General features: G+C 62.9%; 15 protein-coding genes and 2 pseudogenes. 5 read left to right on the plus strand and 12 right to left on the minus strand.

Annotated elements, in window-relative coordinates; genetic code table 11:
• Positions 1 to 6 precede the first annotated feature (6 nt).
• Positions 7 to 1,497: an FAD-linked oxidase C-terminal domain-containing protein gene (locus tag SJI03_RS05500; RefSeq protein WP_099379711.1), complete on the minus strand. Its 1,491-nt coding sequence runs from the start codon at positions 1,495 to 1,497 to the stop codon at positions 7 to 9.
• Positions 1,498 to 1,648: 151 nt separating this feature from the next.
• Between SJI03_RS05500 and SJI03_RS05505 the strand changes: the two genes are divergently transcribed.
• Complete coding sequence (locus SJI03_RS05505; protein WP_322426508.1) at positions 1,649 to 2,203, plus strand: cob(I)yrinic acid a,c-diamide adenosyltransferase; 555 nt, start codon at positions 1,649 to 1,651, stop codon at positions 2,201 to 2,203.
• A 50-nt stretch (positions 2,204 to 2,253) separates the two neighbouring features.
• Here the strand turns inward: SJI03_RS05505 and SJI03_RS05510 are convergent, their stop codons facing one another.
• Positions 2,254 to 2,454 carry a hypothetical protein gene (locus tag SJI03_RS05510; RefSeq protein WP_322426509.1) on the minus strand — a complete coding sequence of 67 codons (201 nt, stop codon included), beginning with the start codon at positions 2,452 to 2,454 and terminating at the stop codon, positions 2,254 to 2,256.
• 32 nt (positions 2,455 to 2,486) lie between these two features.
• On the opposite strand from SJI03_RS05510, the gene SJI03_RS05515 reads away from it, so the two are divergent.
• The gene (locus SJI03_RS05515; protein WP_322426510.1) at positions 2,487 to 2,759 is read left to right on the plus strand and encodes a hypothetical protein; all 273 of its coding nucleotides are present in this window, start codon (positions 2,487 to 2,489) and stop codon (positions 2,757 to 2,759) included.
• Between the two features lie 76 nt (positions 2,760 to 2,835).
• Here the strand turns inward: SJI03_RS05515 and SJI03_RS05520 are convergent, their stop codons facing one another.
• The 8 genes from SJI03_RS05520 to SJI03_RS05555 form a co-directional block, all read right to left on the minus strand.
• Complete coding sequence (locus tag SJI03_RS05520) at positions 2,836 to 3,027, minus strand: hypothetical protein (protein ID WP_099379707.1); 192 nt, start codon at positions 3,025 to 3,027, stop codon at positions 2,836 to 2,838.
• A 31-nt stretch (positions 3,028 to 3,058) separates the two neighbouring features.
• Positions 3,059 to 3,439, minus strand: a complete 381-nt coding sequence (locus tag SJI03_RS05525) for a glutaredoxin family protein (RefSeq protein WP_322426511.1) — start codon at positions 3,437 to 3,439, stop codon at positions 3,059 to 3,061.
• An 81-nt stretch (positions 3,440 to 3,520) separates the two neighbouring features.
• Complete coding sequence (locus SJI03_RS05530) at positions 3,521 to 3,706, minus strand: hypothetical protein (protein WP_099379706.1); 186 nt, start codon at positions 3,704 to 3,706, stop codon at positions 3,521 to 3,523.
• 283 nt (positions 3,707 to 3,989) lie between these two features.
• A complete protein-coding gene (locus SJI03_RS05535; RefSeq protein ID WP_322426512.1) occupies positions 3,990 to 5,129 on the minus strand; it encodes a cytochrome-c peroxidase in 1,140 nt (379 codons plus the stop codon).
• Between the two features lie 86 nt (positions 5,130 to 5,215).
• Positions 5,216 to 7,291: an FUSC family protein gene (locus SJI03_RS05540; RefSeq protein WP_322426513.1), complete on the minus strand. Its 2,076-nt coding sequence runs from the start codon at positions 7,289 to 7,291 to the stop codon at positions 5,216 to 5,218.
• A gap of 191 nt (positions 7,292 to 7,482) precedes the next feature.
• Positions 7,483 to 9,351 carry a 1-deoxy-D-xylulose-5-phosphate synthase gene (gene dxs / locus SJI03_RS05545; protein ID WP_322426514.1) on the minus strand — a complete coding sequence of 623 codons (1,869 nt, stop codon included), beginning with the start codon at positions 9,349 to 9,351 and terminating at the stop codon, positions 7,483 to 7,485.
• Positions 9,352 to 10,251, minus strand: a complete 900-nt coding sequence (locus SJI03_RS05550) for a farnesyl diphosphate synthase (RefSeq protein ID WP_322426515.1) — start codon at positions 10,249 to 10,251, stop codon at positions 9,352 to 9,354.
• Between the two features lie 8 nt (positions 10,252 to 10,259).
• On the minus strand, positions 10,260 to 10,511 hold the full coding sequence (locus SJI03_RS05555) for an exodeoxyribonuclease VII small subunit (protein ID WP_046683420.1): 252 nt from the start codon (positions 10,509 to 10,511) through the stop codon (positions 10,260 to 10,262).
• 406 nt (positions 10,512 to 10,917) lie between these two features.
• Here SJI03_RS05555 and SJI03_RS05560 point away from each other — a divergent pair, with 406 nt between their 5' ends.
• Positions 10,918 to 12,018, plus strand: coding sequence for an aromatic ring-hydroxylating oxygenase subunit alpha (locus tag SJI03_RS05560; protein ID WP_046683421.1), 1,101 nt, complete (start codon positions 10,918 to 10,920; stop codon positions 12,016 to 12,018).
• Positions 12,019 to 12,089: 71 nt separating this feature from the next.
• Positions 12,090 to 12,467 (plus strand): annotated as a pseudogene (locus tag SJI03_RS28925) (EamA family transporter); the annotation flags it as partial.
• On the opposite strand, the pseudogene SJI03_RS28930 reads toward SJI03_RS28925, so the two are convergent.
• Positions 12,422 to 12,538: pseudogene (locus SJI03_RS28930) on the minus strand (hypothetical protein); the annotation flags it as partial. The pseudogenes SJI03_RS28925 and SJI03_RS28930 sit on opposite strands and share 46 nt — an antisense overlap.
• A gap of 473 nt (positions 12,539 to 13,011) precedes the next feature.
• Between SJI03_RS28930 and SJI03_RS05570 the strand changes: the two are divergent.
• Positions 13,012 to 13,863 (plus strand): sulfurtransferase, encoded by an 852-nt coding sequence (locus tag SJI03_RS05570; RefSeq protein ID WP_322426517.1) that lies wholly within the window; start codon positions 13,012 to 13,014, stop codon positions 13,861 to 13,863.
• Positions 13,864 to 13,907: 44 nt separating this feature from the next.
• On the opposite strand, the gene SJI03_RS05575 is transcribed toward SJI03_RS05570, so the two are convergent.
• A complete protein-coding gene (locus SJI03_RS05575) occupies positions 13,908 to 15,644 on the minus strand; it encodes an ABC-F family ATP-binding cassette domain-containing protein (RefSeq protein ID WP_322426518.1) in 1,737 nt (578 codons plus the stop codon).
• Between the last annotated feature and the right edge of the window lie 41 nt (positions 15,645 to 15,685).

Consider the following 15,685-nt stretch of genomic DNA (forward strand, 5'->3'; position numbering starts at 1 on the left):
GGCAGATTAAAAACGGGGCAGGTTGGCGAACGGCAGCCGCCCCGCCGTCACATGCATCTTGCCGAATTCGGCGCAGCGGTTCAAGGTGGGGATCGCCTTGTCCGGGTTCAGCAAGGTATGCGGATCGAAGGCGCGCTTGACGGCAAAGAAGGCATCGAGTTCGGCGCGTGTAAATTGCACGCACATGGAATTGATCTTTTCCATGCCCACGCCATGTTCGCCCGTGATGGTGCCGCCCACGGCCACGCACAGGGCCAGGATGTCGGCGCCAAACGCTTCGGCGCGCTCGAATTCGCCGGGCATATTGGCGTCAAACAGGATCAAGGGGTGCAGATTGCCGTCGCCCGCGTGGAATACGTTGGCGCAGCGCAAGCCATGCGTCGTTTCCATGGCGGCGATGCCCGTCAGCACTTCCGCCAGTTTTTTTCGCGGGATGGTGCCATCCATGCAGTAGTAGTCGGGCGAGATGCGCCCGGCGGCGGGAAAGGCGTTCTTGCGGCCGGACCAGAATTTCATGCGTTCCGCTTCCGACTGCGAGACGGCAATCGCGCTGGCGCCCGCCCCTTCCAGCACGGCCGTCATGCGGGCGATTTCCTCTTCCACTTCCTCGTGCGTGCCATCCGCTTCGCACAGCAAAATGGCGGCCGCGTCGATGTCGTAGCCGGCCTTGACGAACGGTTCGACCATGCGCGACGACGTCTGGTCCATCATTTCCAGCCCGGCCGGGATGATGCCGGCGGCGATCACGTTGGCCACGGCGTTGCCGCCCGTGACGACGTCGTCGAACGAGGCCATGATGACTCTGGCTGTGGCCGGCTTCGGTATCAGTTTCACCGTCACTTCCGTGACAATGCCCAGCATGCCTTCGGAGCCGATGAAGACGGCCAGCAGGTCGAGACCGGGCGAGTCCAGACATTCGCCGCCCAGTTCCAGCACGTCGCCATCAATAGTAACAACGCGCACGCGCAGCACATTGTGCACGGTCAAGCCGTATTTCAGGCAATGCACGCCGCCCGAGTTTTCCGCCACGTTGCCGCCGATGCTGCAGGCGATCTGCGAGGATGGGTCGGGCGCGTAATACAAGGCATATTGCGCCGCCGCCTCGGAAATGGCCAGGTTGCGCACGCCCGGCTGCACCACGGCGATGCGCGCATACGCGTCGACGCGCACGATGCGGTTCAAACGCGCCGTCGACAGCACCACGCCATCGGCGATCGGCAAGGCGCCGCCCGACAGGCCCGTGCCGGCGCCGCGCGGCACGATCGGCACCTTCAACTCGCGGCAGACGCCGAGGATGGCGATGACCTGCTCTTCCGTGTCCGGCAAGGTGACCACCATCGGCAACTGGCGGTAGGCGGCCAGGCCATCGCATTCATACGGGCGCGTATCTTCGGCGTCGGACAGCACGCAGCGTGCCGGCAGCACGGCCAGCAGGGCCGCGACGACGGCTTGCTGGCGCGCGGCGGTCAATCCGGATTCAGGGGCAGCATTGAGCATAAGATGGGAGGCAAATGGGCATAGGCGTGCAACGATTGTAAGCACAAAAGTGGCGCGCAGCGCATTTTTTGTCACAATGGCGGGCAAATGCGGGGCCAGGCGGCGCGCGGTGTCGTATGCTGCCCCCATTCTTCTTTACAGGATCGACATCATGGGCAACCGACTTTCGAAAATCGCCACGCGCACGGGCGACAATGGCAGCACCGGCCTGGGCGACGGCAGCCGCACCAGCAAGGACAGCGCCCGCATCCACGCCATGGGCGACGTGGACGAACTCAATTCGAATCTGGGACTGCTGCTGTGCGAAGCCATGCCCGACGCCTTGCGCGAGGAGCTGGTGGCCATCCAGCACGACCTGTTCGACCTGGGCGGAGAAATCTGCATCCCCGGCTACCAGCTGATCAAGGAAGAACACGTGCTGCGCCTCGACGACCTGCTGGCGAAATACAATGCGGACTTGCCGGCGCTCTCCGAATTCATCCTGCCGGCCGGCTCGCGCGCCGCCTCGCTGGCGCATGTATGCCGCACCGTGTGCCGCCGCGCCGAGCGCAGCATCGTCGCGCTGGCCAATGCGGAAGCCCTCCACGAGCATCCGCGCCAGTACGTGAACCGCCTGTCCGACCTGCTGTTCGTGCTGTCGCGCGTGCTGAACCGCTTTGCCGGCGGCGACGACGTGTTGTGGCGGCATGACCGCACGCGGGGTTAAAGCCGCCTATGCCGGTCTGGCCAGCGTAATGGCCAGCCGGCAATCATCATTTACGGCAAGATCGGATCGCAGCTTTTAGTGCACATCCGGTGAATCTTGGTGCACGCGCCTGGCGCCGTCGGATGATCCGTCATGCACTGCACCAGATCGTCGTCACACTGCGCATAGCATTCCGGCTCGCCGCCGCCGGCGATCGCATACGAGGCGCTGACGCCCATGGCAAACAAAAAGAAACCCAGCTTTTTGAACATAAGTACTCCTTTGTGGAAACGAGGGACTGCGGATGGATGATTTGAATCAGCCAGCATGGCCAGCGTACTGGCAAACCGGCAATCTTTATTTCATGCTAATTTTGAGCGCAGCGGTTATAGCACAGCTGATGAATCCTGACGCAGCCGGCCGGCGAGTTCGGATGGTCAATCATGCACTGATCCAGCTTGTCGTCACACTGCGCATAGCATTCCGGCTCGCCGCCGCCAGCGATCGCATACGAGGCGCTGACGCCCATGGCAAACAAAAAGAAACCCAGTTTTTTGAACATAAGCACTCCTGTTGAATTGACAGACGATGAACAACAGCCATGGCGCGCCGTCTCTTACGCGCCATCCATAAGCGGATACTGCCGCCGCGCGTCAATTACGCGGTGGGCGCAGGCATTCCTTCTGGCAAGCCTGGTAATTTTCCATACAGGCCGGCTGGCCGAATTCCACGCAATCGAGCAGGTTGCGTTCGCAGACAAAGGTGCAGTCAGGGCCAAATGCCTGGGCACTGAAGGACAGGGCGGCACCGGCGGCAAACAGGAACGCGGCAATTTTTTTGAACATGGTCAGCCTTTCAAGTTGACAAGTTGAAACGTCAGATTTTCTTCAGCGCCGCTTCCAGCGCGCCCGTATTGAAACCCTGGATCTTGCGGTTGCCGATCAACACCACGGGCACGCCGCCTCCGCCCAGTTCTTCATGGGCTTTTCTTGCTTCCGGGGATTTTTCGATATCGAGATCGACGAAATCGATCTTGTTCTCCTTGAAGTACGCGCGCGTCTTGGCGCAATAGCCGCACCAGTCCGTGCCGTACAACACCACCTTTGCCTGGGCATTCGGGAAATACGCGGCGTAATTGCCCTCGGTGTAATTCGACTTGAGCAAGCCGGGCAACAAGGACAGGCCATAACCGCTGCCCAGGCCGGCGGCCAGGATCAAGCCATACATGGCGATGGTTTTAATTTTTTTCTGCATCATAAGTATTGTCAGAGGCTTCAATGATCGAAGGCGGCGGATGCAGCATGCGCTGGGCGGCCGCCTGGCAATGCAAAACGGCTATCAGGCGCCGGCTTGGCAGCCTCTCAGGCAGCCTTTATAACTGCTGCTGCAGAATGGGGATCTGTCGCCATACATCATCTGGCATTCCCGCAATTCCTCCTCGCAGCTGTAACAGCTGTTATCCGAAGCGATGGCATAGGAAGCGCTCAAACCCAGGGTAAAAATAAACGCGGCAATCTTTTTCATTTACTACTCTCCATGTTAGCGATTGCACCAGGCAAACCAGGCAATCGCATCAGACCAGTCGTAAAAATCCATACAGATTTCGTCTTTGCTTGCTACGAAAACGACTATAGACCGCACTTATTTTAGAGTCAACGTTTCCTTCCGATAAATTTTCAGTTTGGAAAATATATCGGGAAAGCCCATGAAATGTGGAATTTGGAGAGATTGGGAGACGCCAAACGTCTATACAATATCGGCGCCGCAAGCAAGTAAAGGCCGGTTGCGGGCGCAGCCGGCCGAGCGGCTACAGCACTTCAAGAAAACTCTTCAGCGCGATGATTTCATCGGACGTCAGCTGCAAGCGCTGCAGCAGCGGCGAGGTGACGGGAAACTTCGGATCGGCCGCCTGCTGTGCGTTGTGCGGCTCGGGGCGCGACATGCCCGCGTTGTACATGTTCAGCATGCCCACCATCTGCCCGAACGCGCCATTGTGCATCCACGGCCCCGATTGCGCCACGCCGCGCAAGCCCGGCGTGCGGAACTTGCCCACATCCTCATTCTTGCCCGTCACCAGGTAGCGCCCCAGGTCTTCATACTTGCGGCTGCCGTAATTGCTCAGCCCGAGATTGTGGAATTGCTGGTCCGTCAGCAAGGCGCCGCTGTGGCACGTCATGCAGCGCGCCTTGGTGCGGAACAGGTGCAGGCCCAGCAGCTCGCGGTCGTTCAGGGCCGTGCGTTCGCCTTCCAGGAAGGTATCGAAGCGCGTGACGGGCGGCAGCAGGGTACGCTGGTAATCGGCCAGCGCCGTCAAAATGCGCGGCAAGGTCACGCCATCTTCCTTGCCGAAAGCCGCATCGAACTGTGCCGGGTAGTCATCGAGCGCGGCCAGCTTGGCGGGCAATTGCGCAGCCACGGCCGCCATTTCATCCGGATGCTGCAAGGGTCCCAGCGCCTGCTCTTCCAGGGTGCTGGCGCGGCCATCCCAGAACAGCGGCGTGAGCTGTCCCACGCCCAGCAAGCCCGGCACATTGCGCTGACCCAGCCGCCCTTCGTGTCCCACGGAAACACGCTTGCTGTCGGCGAAGCTGTGCGCCGGACTGTGGCAACTGAGGCAAGCCACCGCGTTCGAGCGCGACAAACGGGGATCGTTGAACAGGCGCTGCCCAAGCGCCACGATGGCCGGCGCCACGGCCGGTACGGGCATGGCCGAGACGGGCGCCATTTCCGCTGCGGTCACGCCATCGGGCAGTTGCGGACGGGGCCAGCTGCTGACCGGTTGCGCGTAGGTCTGGCGCAGGCAGGCGAAATTCCAGCCATCCGGCGTGGCGCAAGCGACGGCATCGGCTTCGCGCGCCGCCGCATCCCCTCCTGCCGGCCATCCCACGGCCATGGCCAGCACGGCAGCGGCCACCCATCCATTCTTGCTTACTGTAAATCTATACACGTCGCTCATTCCTGTTTTGCACGCTGACATCGACAAATGATAACCATCAACATGGCAGCGGCACAGCGAAACCGGGCAAACGTTATCTATTCGGCGACCTGCGTCAATTTTTCCGCCGTCCCCTGCGCTTGCACATGCTCGCGCAGCAAGCCGCGCAGCAACTGCACCTGGGCCACGGCGTCGGCTTGCAGGGCTGTCAAGCCATCGCTGGCACAGGAGCCAGGCGTCGGGGCGCCGGACTCGCCGCGCAGCAAGGCATCGATTTCCCCGCTGACCTCGGCAATCCACCGTTGCAATGCGGGCGGCGCCGGCTCTGCCTCGGGGCTCAGGCTGATGCGCGCCGTGCTGCCCGCCACGCGACGCAGCAGCGGCAAGGTGCGCAGCGCCGCCAGGCCCACGCCGCTGCTGCGGTCCAGCCGGCGCTCGATGCGCAAGCGCTGCAAGACCTGTTCCGCATTATTGCTGGCCAGTCCCGCCTCGCGGCGCAGGCGCGCAATGGCACTGTCCCATTTACCGCCGGCCGCCAGCACGGCCAGCAGGTATTTCAGGTTGGCCGACACGGCTTTCGCCAGGCGCTGGTCCAGGTCGTCCGCCTCGCGGTCGGGCCACAGGAAAAACGTGGCCAGCAAGGCCAGCACGCAGCCCAGCACATTGTTGCCGAGGCGACTCATCGCATACACCATCTCGCTGGCGGGCGCCGCATAGTCGGCCACCAGCACGAAGGCGGGCGTCATGAACAGCACATGCAGGCTGTAGCTGACGCGGCGCAAGGCCATGGTGGCGACGATCAGGGGAAACACCACCAGCGAGATGCCCAGCGGCGTGTAAATGACCAGGCCGATCAGCACGGCCAGCACGGCGCCCAGCACGCTGCCCGCGACCCGTTCGATGCCGCGCGGCCAGGTGGTCGAGACGGACGGCTGCAGTATCAGCAAGGTCGCCATGGTGGCCCAGTAGCCGAACGGAATATGCAGCGCCTCGACCAGCAGGAAGCCGGCCGTCGTCGCCAGCGATACGCGCGCCGCATGGCGCCAGCTCAGCGACTGCGGCGTGGCGTTGACTTTCGCCGTTTGCCACGCCTGCCCCAGCGCCAGGAAAGCCGCTTCGCGCCACGGCAGCTGCGCCGCGCGCGGCAAACCCAGTTCCATGAAGTCCACATTCAGGCGCAGCGGCAGCAAGGCGCCCAGCGCCCCTTCCAGGCGCCGTCCACAGCCAGCCAGGCGGCGCTGCAAGGCCAAAGGCGGCGTTTCCGGCTGGCGCTGCAGGGCTTGCCCCAGGCGACGCAGCAGCACGGCCATCACTTCCAGGCTGCGCCGCGCGCGCGGGTCCTGGCGCAGGCGCTGCTGCTCGCGCTCGCACGTATGCGTGACAGCGATCAGATAAGCGAAGATGCGCTCGGCGTCGCTGAGCGCCAGCAGCAGGTTGTCGTACAGGGCGCTGCGTCCCGCGCGCGCGGGCGGCACGGCGGCCAGCGCCACCCGCGCCGCTTCCAGCGCGGCGCGCGCCTGCGAACGGTAGCTGGCGCCATGCGCGGCAACACCCGCTTTCGCGGCGTCATGTTCGAGGAAGCGCGCATTGTCGCGCGCGATGCCGGCCAGGCGCGAATATGCGGCGCGGATGGCGCGTCTGGCGGGGCTGAACGGGTGGATGCGCCAGACGGTAAAACTGAGCACGGTGGCGAACAGGCAACCGAACATGTACAGGCCCAGGAAAGGCGCCGTCTGCGTCATCGATTCCAATGGGTGCGTGACCATCACCACGCAGGCCGTGGCGGCCAGGATGGCCACCTGCGCCGTGGCCGCGCCCCAGATGCGCGCCAGCGCGCCGGCCCAGGAAAACAGCAACACGGCGATGGCCGCCGCCGCCACGCCATGCCCGGCCGCCAGCGCCGTCAGGCCGCCGGCGACCGTCGACAGCAAGCCGAAGCCCAGCATCGAGACAAAGCGCATGCGCCGCGTGCCCGCCGCGTCAGCCAGGCAGGTCCAGAAAGCGCCGATGGCGGCCCAGGAAAAATCGGGATGGTCGAACAGCAGGCCCAGCAGCAGCATGGCGCTGGAAGCGCAGGCGGCCCGCAAGCCCTCGGACAGATTCGTTTCGTCGATAGCCAGGCTGACCATCCACAGGGGACGGCGCTGTGCCAGGGTATCGGTATAGGCGTGCATGCCCGTCAGCCAGCGGCCGGCCAGTGCGCGTGTACGGCGGTGAAGTTTCCTGAAATGCAAGTTGGACTTTGAGAAGGTATCAAAGCGTCATCGTAGCATTCCCCGGCAGAAAATGTTGCAGTGCAACGTAAAATCCCGACAGGCGAAAAAAGAGCGGCACCGCAGTGCCGCTTTCCTGTCGACAGGCAAACTTAGCTGACGACGGCCAGGCGCGGCTGCGTGCCGCCAAAGCGCTGCTCGATCGACGCGGCGATGCCGGTGGCGTCCAGGCCCACGCTTTTCAGCAGTTGCACGGGATCGCCATGGTCGATAAAGGTGTCGGGCAAGCCCAGCATCAGGATCGGCTTGACGATGCCTTCCGCCGCCAGGGCTTCGGCCACGGCCGAGCCGGCGCCGCCCATGATGCAGCCCTCTTCCACCGTCACCAGGTAATCGTGCTCGGCGGCAAGCTGCTTCACCAGCGCCACGTCGAGCGGCTTGACGAAGCGCATGTTGGCCACCGTCGCGTCGAGCTTCTCGGCCGCCGCCACGCTCGGCGCCACCATCGAGCCGAAGGCCAGGATGGCAATGCGTTTGCCCTGGCGCTTGATCTCGCCCTTGCCGATCTCGATGCTGGTCAGTTCCGGCACGATCGCCGCGCCGGCACCGGCGCCGCGCGGATAGCGGATGGCGGCCGGACCCGGATAGTGGTAACCCGTGGTCAGCATTTGGCGGCACTCGTTTTCGTCCGACGCGGCCATGACGACCATGTTCGGGATGCAGCGCAGGAACGCCATGTCGTAGTTGCCCGCGTGCGTGGCGCCGTCGGCGCCCACCAGGCCGGCACGGTCCAGGGCGAACGTCACGTCCAGGTTCTGCAGGGCCACGTCGTGGATCAGCTGGTCGTAGGCGCGCTGCAGGAACGTGGAATAGATGGCCACGACGGGTTTGAGGCCTTCGCAGGCCAGGCCGGCGCCAAACGTCACGGAATGCTGCTCGGCGATGCCGACATCGAAATAACGGTTCGGGAATTGCTGTTCGAACTTGACCATGCCAGAGCCTTCGCGCATGGCTGGCGTGATGCCCACCAGGCGCTTGTCGTGAGCGGCCATGTCGCACAGCCAGTTGCCGAACACTTCCGTGTACGTCATCTTGCCAGGCGCCGTGGCCGGCTTGATGCCCTCGGCCGGATTGAATTTCGGCGTGCCGTGGTAGAGGATCGGTTCCGCTTCGGCCAGCTTGTAACCTTGCCCCTTCTTGGTCACCACGTGCAGGAATTGCGGGCCCTTCAGTTGCTTGATATTTTGCAAGGTCGGGATCAGCGAATCGAGGTCGTGGCCATCGATGGGGCCGATATAGTTAAAACCGAATTCCTCGAACATGGTGGCGGGCACGACCATGCCTTTGGCGTGCTCTTCAAAGCGCTTCGCCAGTTCCAGCACGGGGCCGGGCAGGACGGACTTGCCGACATTTTTGGCGGCCGCATAGAACTGGCCCGACATCAAGCGCGCCAGGTGGCGGTTCAGCGCGCCGACGGGTGGCGAGATCGACATGTCGTTGTCGTTCAGGATCACCAGCAGGTTGACGTCTTCTTGCACGCCAGCATTGTTCATCGCCTCGAAGGCCATGCCGGCCGTCATCGAACCGTCGCCGATCACGGCGATCGCGTGCAGCGGGTCACCCTTGATTTTGGCGGCCTGCGCCATGCCCAGCGCGGCCGAGATCGACGTCGACGAGTGCGCCGTGCCGAAGGTGTCGTACTCGCTCTCGTCGCGCTTCGGGAAGCCGGAAATGCCGTCTTTCTGGCGCAAGGTGTGCATGCGCTCGCGGCGACCGGTCAGTATCTTGTGCGAATAGGTCTGGTGGCCCACGTCCCACACGATGCGGTCGTGCGGCGTGTTGAACACGTAATGCAGCGCGACGGTCAGCTCGACGGTGCCCAGGTTGGACGACAAGTGGCCGCCCGTCTTGGAAACGGAATCGAGCAGGAAGCTGCGCAATTCCTGCGCCAGCGGCACCAGTTGCGAGCGGGCCAGCTTGCGCACTTGCGCTGGTTCATTGATGGTTTCTAACAGTTTCATTTATGCCTTCCGCTGCACGACCAGGTCCGCCAGCTCGCGCAAACGGCGTGCCTTGTCCCCGAATGGCGCCAGCGCCGCATGGGCGTCGCACCGCAATTGTTCTGCCAGGGCTCTCGATGGCTCCAGCCCCAGTATCGATACGTAAGTAGGCTTGTTGGCGGCCGCATCCTTGCCTGCCGTCTTGCCCAGGGTGGCCGAATCGGCCGTGGCGTCGAGCACATCGTCGACCACCTGGAAGGCCAGTCCGACGGCGCGCGCATACGCGTTCAGCGCCGTCATATCGTCCGCCGTCAAGTCCTTGCCGGCCAGCGCGCCGAGAATCACGGCCGCGCGCAGCAAGGCGCCCGTTTTCAGTTGATGCATCTGTTCCAGCTGCGGCAAGGTCAAGGCCAGGCCGACGCTGTCGAGGTCGATCGCCTGGCCGCCGCACATGCCGGCCGAACCGGATGCGTGCGCCAGCAGCTTGAGCATCGCCATTTGCCGCGCAGGTGGAATGGCCGCGCCGTCGGCCAGCAGCATGAAGGCCTGCGATTGCAGCGCGTCGCCGACCAGCAGGGCCGTCGCTTCATCGTAGGCGATGTGCACGGTGGGCTTGCCACGGCGCAAGGCATCGTCATCCATGCATGGCATGTCGTCATGCACGAGCGAATACACGTGAATCATTTCCAGCGCACAAGCAGCGCGCGCGAGGGTGTCTTGATCCGCATCAAACAATTCGCCAGCCGCCATCACCAGCAGCGGACGCACGCGCTTGCCGCCGCCCAGCAGCGCATAACGCATGGCGGCATGCAGCTTGTGCGGCACCGCATCCGCCGAAGGCAGGAACTGGTCGAGCCGGCCTTCCACGACCGACTGGGTGCTTTGCATCCAGTCGCCGAAGGTCACGCTGTCTTGTTGCATGTTCGCCATCATTGGGCGGCCTCGCCGGCATCCACGAACGGTTTCAACATGTCGCCTTCCAATACTTTCACCTGCGCTTCGACACTGTCGAGCTGGGTCGCGCAATACTTGACCAGTTCCGAGCCGCGCTGATACGCCGCGACCGATGCTTCCAGCGGCAGCTGGCCCGCTTCCATTTGCGTTACCAGCTGCGCCAGTTCCGCCATTGCCTCTTCAAACGAGGCCGGCGCTGCGGCAGCGGCAGTTAATTTCTTCGACATAGACTCAGATCTCTTCGTGGCACGAGGGGCTTGTAGGGAGACGCCGGGGATTCCCGGCCAGCATAGAAGCGTTATTTTAGAACAAACCACACTATTAAGTGAAAACTTAAGCGCAATCGACGCGCTCAAAGTCAATAGCGTTGCCAGCTTGTCAGTGGATTTTAGCCGAATCGCCCCTCTCCGCCGGAAATTGCGCGCCAAATGACAATGTTTCTCATTAATAGCCTATTTGCCGGGGGGGTTTTGATAATGCCGAGGCCGATCCGCGCTATAATCGCCGGTTCTGTCCGAAATACCGTTTCAACAAATTTGAATTCAGGTCTTTGCGGATTCTTTCTCTCTGTAGCGGTTGCCCAGGGAATGGCCTGGGGCACTGCTGACCGTTGTACATTTATGGGGGGTTGGGATGTCCGATCTGGCTACTCACGCCAAGCTGGCGCGTTCAAACGCGCAACTTCCGGTCCACGTCTATTTTGACGAAACGCTGTTGCAGCGTGAAATGCAGCAATTGTTCCAAGCCGGCCCGCGCTATGTCGGGCATGCGCTGATGGTGCCGGAAACCGGCGATTTTGCGACCCTGGCGTCTGAGAACGAAGGGCGCATGCTCGTGCGCAACGCCAATGGCATCGAAGTACTGTCCAACGTGTGCCGCCACCGGCAGGCGCTGATGTTCAATGGCCGCGGCAATGCGAACCATATCGTCTGCCCGCTGCACCGCTGGACCTACGACCTCAAGGGTGAATTGATCGGCGCGCCGCATTTCCCCGAGACGCCGTGCCTGAACCTGTCGAAAACGCCGCTGCAAAGCTGGAATGGCTTGCTGTTCGAGCAAAATGGCTACAACGTGATGGAAAAATTGAAAGATTTGTCCGTCTCGAAAGACCTCGATTTTTCCGGCTATATGTTCGACCACGTGGAAATCCACGAGTGCGACTACAACTGGAAGACCTTCATCGAAGTCTATCTGGAAGACTATCACGTGGAACCGTTCCACCCGGGCCTGGGCAGCTTCGTCAGCTGCGACGACCTGCGCTGGGAATTCGGCAAGGATTACAGCGTGCAAACGGTGGGCGTGCACCGCGGCTTGCAGCAGGCCGGTTCGCCTGCCTACAAGAAATGGCAGGAGCAGGTGCTGCAATTCCGTGGCGGCGAAGCGCCGCCGTATGGCGCCATCTGGCTGACCCTGTATCCGAACATCATGGTCGAATGGTATCCGCACGTGCTGGTCGTCTCGACCCTGTGGCCCGATGGCCCGCAAAAGACGCGCAACGTGGTGGAGTTTTATTACCCAGAAGAAATTGTGTTGTTCGAGCGCGACTTCGTCGAAGCGGAACGGGCTGCCTACATGGAAACCTGCGTCGAGGACGATGAAATCGCCCAGCGCATGGATGCCGGCCGCAAGGCCCTGATGGCGCGCGGCGTGAGCGAAGTGGGTCCTTACCAGTCGCCGATGGAAGATGGCATGCAGCATTTCCACGAGTGGTACCGCAACAATATCGAACTGTAACTCCCTCAAGGGCCGCCTCGTGCGGCCTTTTTCATTTTCATCACCAGGATTTACTCATGCAATCGCTTTGGATGTTATTCGCCAGTTTCATGTTCGCCATCATGGGCGTGTGCGTCAAATTGGCGTCGGATATGTATTCGACCTCCGAAATCGTCATGTACCGCGGCATCATCGGCATGACCGTCATGAGCTGCACGATTTTGTACCAGGGCGGCAGCTTTAAAACCACGATGCCGGGCCAGCATCTGTGGCGCGGCGTGGTGGGCGTGATCGCCCTGTGGCTGTGGTTTTATGCCATCGCCATCCTGCCGCTGGCCACGGCCATGACGCTCAATTACATGGCGCCCATCTGGATCGCCGTGATCCTGCTGGCCGGCGGCTGGTGGAAAGCGACGAAGCAAGTCGAGTGGCCGCTGGTGGCGGCCATTGCCATGAGCTTTGTCGGCGTGACCCTGCTGCTGCAACCCGTATTCGAGACGGACCAGGCGGCCGGCGCCATCACGGCCTTGATTTCCGGCATGCTGTCGGCCCTCGCCTATTTGCAGGTGCGCAAGCTGGGCTTGCTGGGCGAACCCGAATACCGCGTCGTGTTTTATTTCTCCGTCGTCAATTTCCTCGCTGGCGTGATCGGGCACGTGGCCAGCGCCGGCGGCGGCCACGTCGTCTGGCACGCGCACACGAGCGGCTACGGCATCGGCTTGCTGGCCGCCATCGGCCTGTGCGCCACCATGGCGCAAATGGCCATGACGCGCGCCTATCGCCTGGGCAAGACCCTCGTGGTGGCGAACTTGCAATACACGGGCATCGTCTTTTCCAGCTTCTGGGGCGTGGTGATCTTTGGCGACCTGTTCGACTGGCATGGCTGGGCCGGCATCGGCATCATTCTCGCTTCCGGCATCGCGGCAACCTATTACAATACCCGCAACACGGCCCGAGGCGCGGCGATAGCGCGCACGGATCCGATTGCCAGCGAAGTGTAAAGGAGCGTTCCTGATGTACACCACCTTGTTACAGGCCAGCGAACTGGCCAGCCACCTGAATGACAGCAACTGGGTCATCCTCGATTGCCGCCACGACTTGCTCAACCCGACGGCCGGCAGCGACGCGTTTGCCGCCGGCCATATCCAGAACGCGCAGTTCGCCGATATCGACACGGCCCTGTCCAGCCCCAAGACGGCGCGCGGCCCGGCCTTTACGGGACGGCATCCCTTGCCCGAGCGCAACGCCCTGCTAGCCACCCTGCGCGGCTGGGGCATCAATGACGACACGCAAGTGGTCGCCTATGACGGCCAGGGCGGCATGTTCGCCGCCCGTGTGTGGTGGCTGCTGCGCTGGCTCGGCCATCCGAATGTGGCCGTGCTCGACGGCGGGCTGGCCGCCTGGCAGGCGCAAGGCTTGCCGCTGGTCACGCCCGTGGCGCCCCGCCCTGTCGGCACCCTGACGGAAAAAGCCAGCCTGACACGCACGGTCAGCGTGCAGGACGTCATCGCCAACCTGGAAACCCAGGCGCTGACGGTGATCGACGCGCGCGCGCCCGACCGTTATCGGGGCGAGAACGAAACCATCGACCCCGTCGGTGGCCACATCCCCGGCGCGAAAAACCGTTTTTTCAAAGATAACTTGCAGGCGGATGGCCGCTTCAAGAGCGCGGACGAACTACAGCGCGATTTCAGCGCATTGTTTGACGCACCGCAAGCGGCCATCCTGCAGTGCGGCTCCGGCGTGACGGCTTGCCACAACCTGCTGGCCCTGGAAGTGGCCGGCTTGCCTGGCGCGGCCCTGTATCCGGGCTCGTGGAGCGAATGGTGCGCCGATCCGGCGCGGCCCGTGGCGACAGGAAATTAAAAAATGGCGGGCCAGATGGTCCGCCATTTTTTACCAGTGGATAACTACGACGTTATCCCCAGCGATTGATTCAAGCGCTCCAGCTCCGCCTGCCATGCCAGCTGGCTGGCCGGCTTCTGGTGGCGCGGCTTGCGGGCCAGATCCTCGGCCAGCAATTGCTCCAGTTCGCACAAGCGTTCCAGCTGCACGTCGATGTCCGTCAGGACCGCAGACGCATGTTCCACGCGCGGCGCGGGCGTCAACGCTTGCCCATCTTCCGCGCTCAGCCGTGCATACGCGCTGGCCGCGTCAGGCCACTCTTCCAGTCCGCCATCGGCCACCACCCAAAACCGGTTGCACGCCGTCTCGATCAGGTCACGGTCGTGCGACACCAATAAACAGCCGCCGGCAAAGCCGCGCAAGGCTAGTCCCAGTTCCACCTTGCCCTGCATGTCCAGATGGTTGCTGGGCTCGTCCAGCAGCAGCAAGTGGTAACTGGCCATGGACAGCCCCAGAAACAGCAGCCGCGCCCGCTCGCCGCCACTCAGGGTAGCGACTGTCTGGCCATGGCGCGCATACGAGAAACCGGCCGCAATCAACGCCTGCTTGCGCGCCACCTGGCTGCGCGCAGCTTCGTTTTGCACGGCAAACGGGTAGAGGGCGTCGGACAGGTCAGCTGTATCGGCCAGTTGCTTGAGCGACTGGTCGTAATAGCCGATGTTTGCCGCCTTGTGGTAGCGCAAGTCGCCCCGTTCCTCCTGTGCCTGGATCGCTTGCCAGCATAGGCGCAGCAAGGACGACTTGCCGCTGCCGTTGGCGCCCAGCAAGGCGATGCGATCGCCCGGTTTCAGCCACAGCTGGCCCACGTGGAACAGCAGCGGCGAGGCAGGCACGGCGCGCACGTCCAGGGCATCCAGCGCCAGCAGCTGGTCGGCCGCCAGCGCCTTGCCGCGCAGGCTCAAGCGCCACGGCGCGCCGTCGCTGACGAAGGACTGTTCATCCTGCAGCTTGTCGATGCGCCGCTGCATGCTCTTCGCCTTGCGCGCCATGCCGACGTTATCGTAGATCTTGCCCCACAGGGCCAGGCGGGTGCTGCTCACGGCCAGGCGGTCGATTTCCTTCTGTTCGGCCGCATGGCGGGCGGCCGCGGCAAGATCGGCTTCGGCCAGCGCCGCCAGCGCGGGGCCGCACGGCAAGTCGAAGTCGTACAGGCGGCTATCGCGCAAGATCCAGCTGCGCGTGGCCACATTGTCGAGCAAGCGCTGGTCGTGCGAGACGAGGATGAAGGCGCCGCGCCAGGCCAGCAGGAATTGCTCCAGCCACAGCAGCGACGGCAAGTCCAGGTGATTGCTCGGCTCATCGAGCAACAGCACGTTCGGCTCCTGCAGCAGGGCGCGCCCCAGCAGCAGCCGCGTGTGCTGGCCGCCGGATAAGGAATGCACGGGTACTTGCGCCGTCTCGTGCTCGAAGCCTAACTCGGCCAGCAGGCTGTCGACGCGCCAATGCAGCTCAGGCTGGTCCAGCACGGGCGCCAGCAAGGCGTCATACAGGCTCAGGCTGCCAAGTTCCGCCGGCAAATGCTGTTCCACATGCTGCAAGCGGCAGGCACGGGCGTAGTGGATGGTGCCGGCAGTGGCTTCCCGCGTGCCGCTGAGCAATCCCAGCAAGGTGGATTTGCCGCAGCCATTGTGGCCGATCAGGCCGATGCGGTCGCCCTGGCGCAAGGTAAAGGCGAGTTCATTGAAGAGGAAACCGTCGTGGGTATCCAGTTGTAAAGCTTGTGTCGAGATAAGGGTAGTCATGGCTCTTGTCTTTATTCAGGATGCAAGCATCCGCGTTAACA

It is taken from the genome of Janthinobacterium sp. GMG1 (assembly GCF_034427795.1).
GTDB lineage: Bacteria > Pseudomonadota > Gammaproteobacteria > Burkholderiales > Burkholderiaceae_D > Janthinobacterium.

Coding starts and splice junctions, on each gene's coding strand:
- SJI03_RS05500 (WP_099379711.1), bottom strand. CDS start 1,497: ATGCTCAATGCTGCCCCTGAATCCGGATTGACCGCCGCGCGCCAGCAA.
- SJI03_RS05505 (WP_322426508.1), top strand. CDS start 1,649: ATGGGCAACCGACTTTCGAAAATCGCCACGCGCACGGGCGACAATGGC.
- SJI03_RS05510 (WP_322426509.1), bottom strand. CDS start 2,454: ATGTTCAAAAAGCTGGGTTTCTTTTTGTTTGCCATGGGCGTCAGCGCC.
- SJI03_RS05515 (WP_322426510.1), top strand. CDS start 2,487: ATGGATGATTTGAATCAGCCAGCATGGCCAGCGTACTGGCAAACCGGC.
- SJI03_RS05520 (WP_099379707.1), bottom strand. CDS start 3,027: ATGTTCAAAAAAATTGCCGCGTTCCTGTTTGCCGCCGGTGCCGCCCTG.
- SJI03_RS05525 (WP_322426511.1), bottom strand. CDS start 3,439: ATGATGCAGAAAAAAATTAAAACCATCGCCATGTATGGCTTGATCCTG.
- SJI03_RS05530 (WP_099379706.1), bottom strand. CDS start 3,706: ATGAAAAAGATTGCCGCGTTTATTTTTACCCTGGGTTTGAGCGCTTCC.
- SJI03_RS05540 (WP_322426513.1), bottom strand. CDS start 7,291: ATGCACGCCTATACCGATACCCTGGCACAGCGCCGTCCCCTGTGGATG.
- dxs (WP_322426514.1), bottom strand. CDS start 9,351: ATGAAACTGTTAGAAACCATCAATGAACCAGCGCAAGTGCGCAAGCTG.
- SJI03_RS05550 (WP_322426515.1), bottom strand. CDS start 10,251: ATGCAACAAGACAGCGTGACCTTCGGCGACTGGATGCAAAGCACCCAG.
- SJI03_RS05555 (WP_046683420.1), bottom strand. CDS start 10,511: ATGTCGAAGAAATTAACTGCCGCTGCCGCAGCGCCGGCCTCGTTTGAA.
- SJI03_RS05560 (WP_046683421.1), top strand. CDS start 10,918: ATGTCCGATCTGGCTACTCACGCCAAGCTGGCGCGTTCAAACGCGCAA.
- SJI03_RS05570 (WP_322426517.1), top strand. CDS start 13,012: ATGTACACCACCTTGTTACAGGCCAGCGAACTGGCCAGCCACCTGAAT.
- SJI03_RS05575 (WP_322426518.1), bottom strand. CDS start 15,644: ATGACTACCCTTATCTCGACACAAGCTTTACAACTGGATACCCACGAC.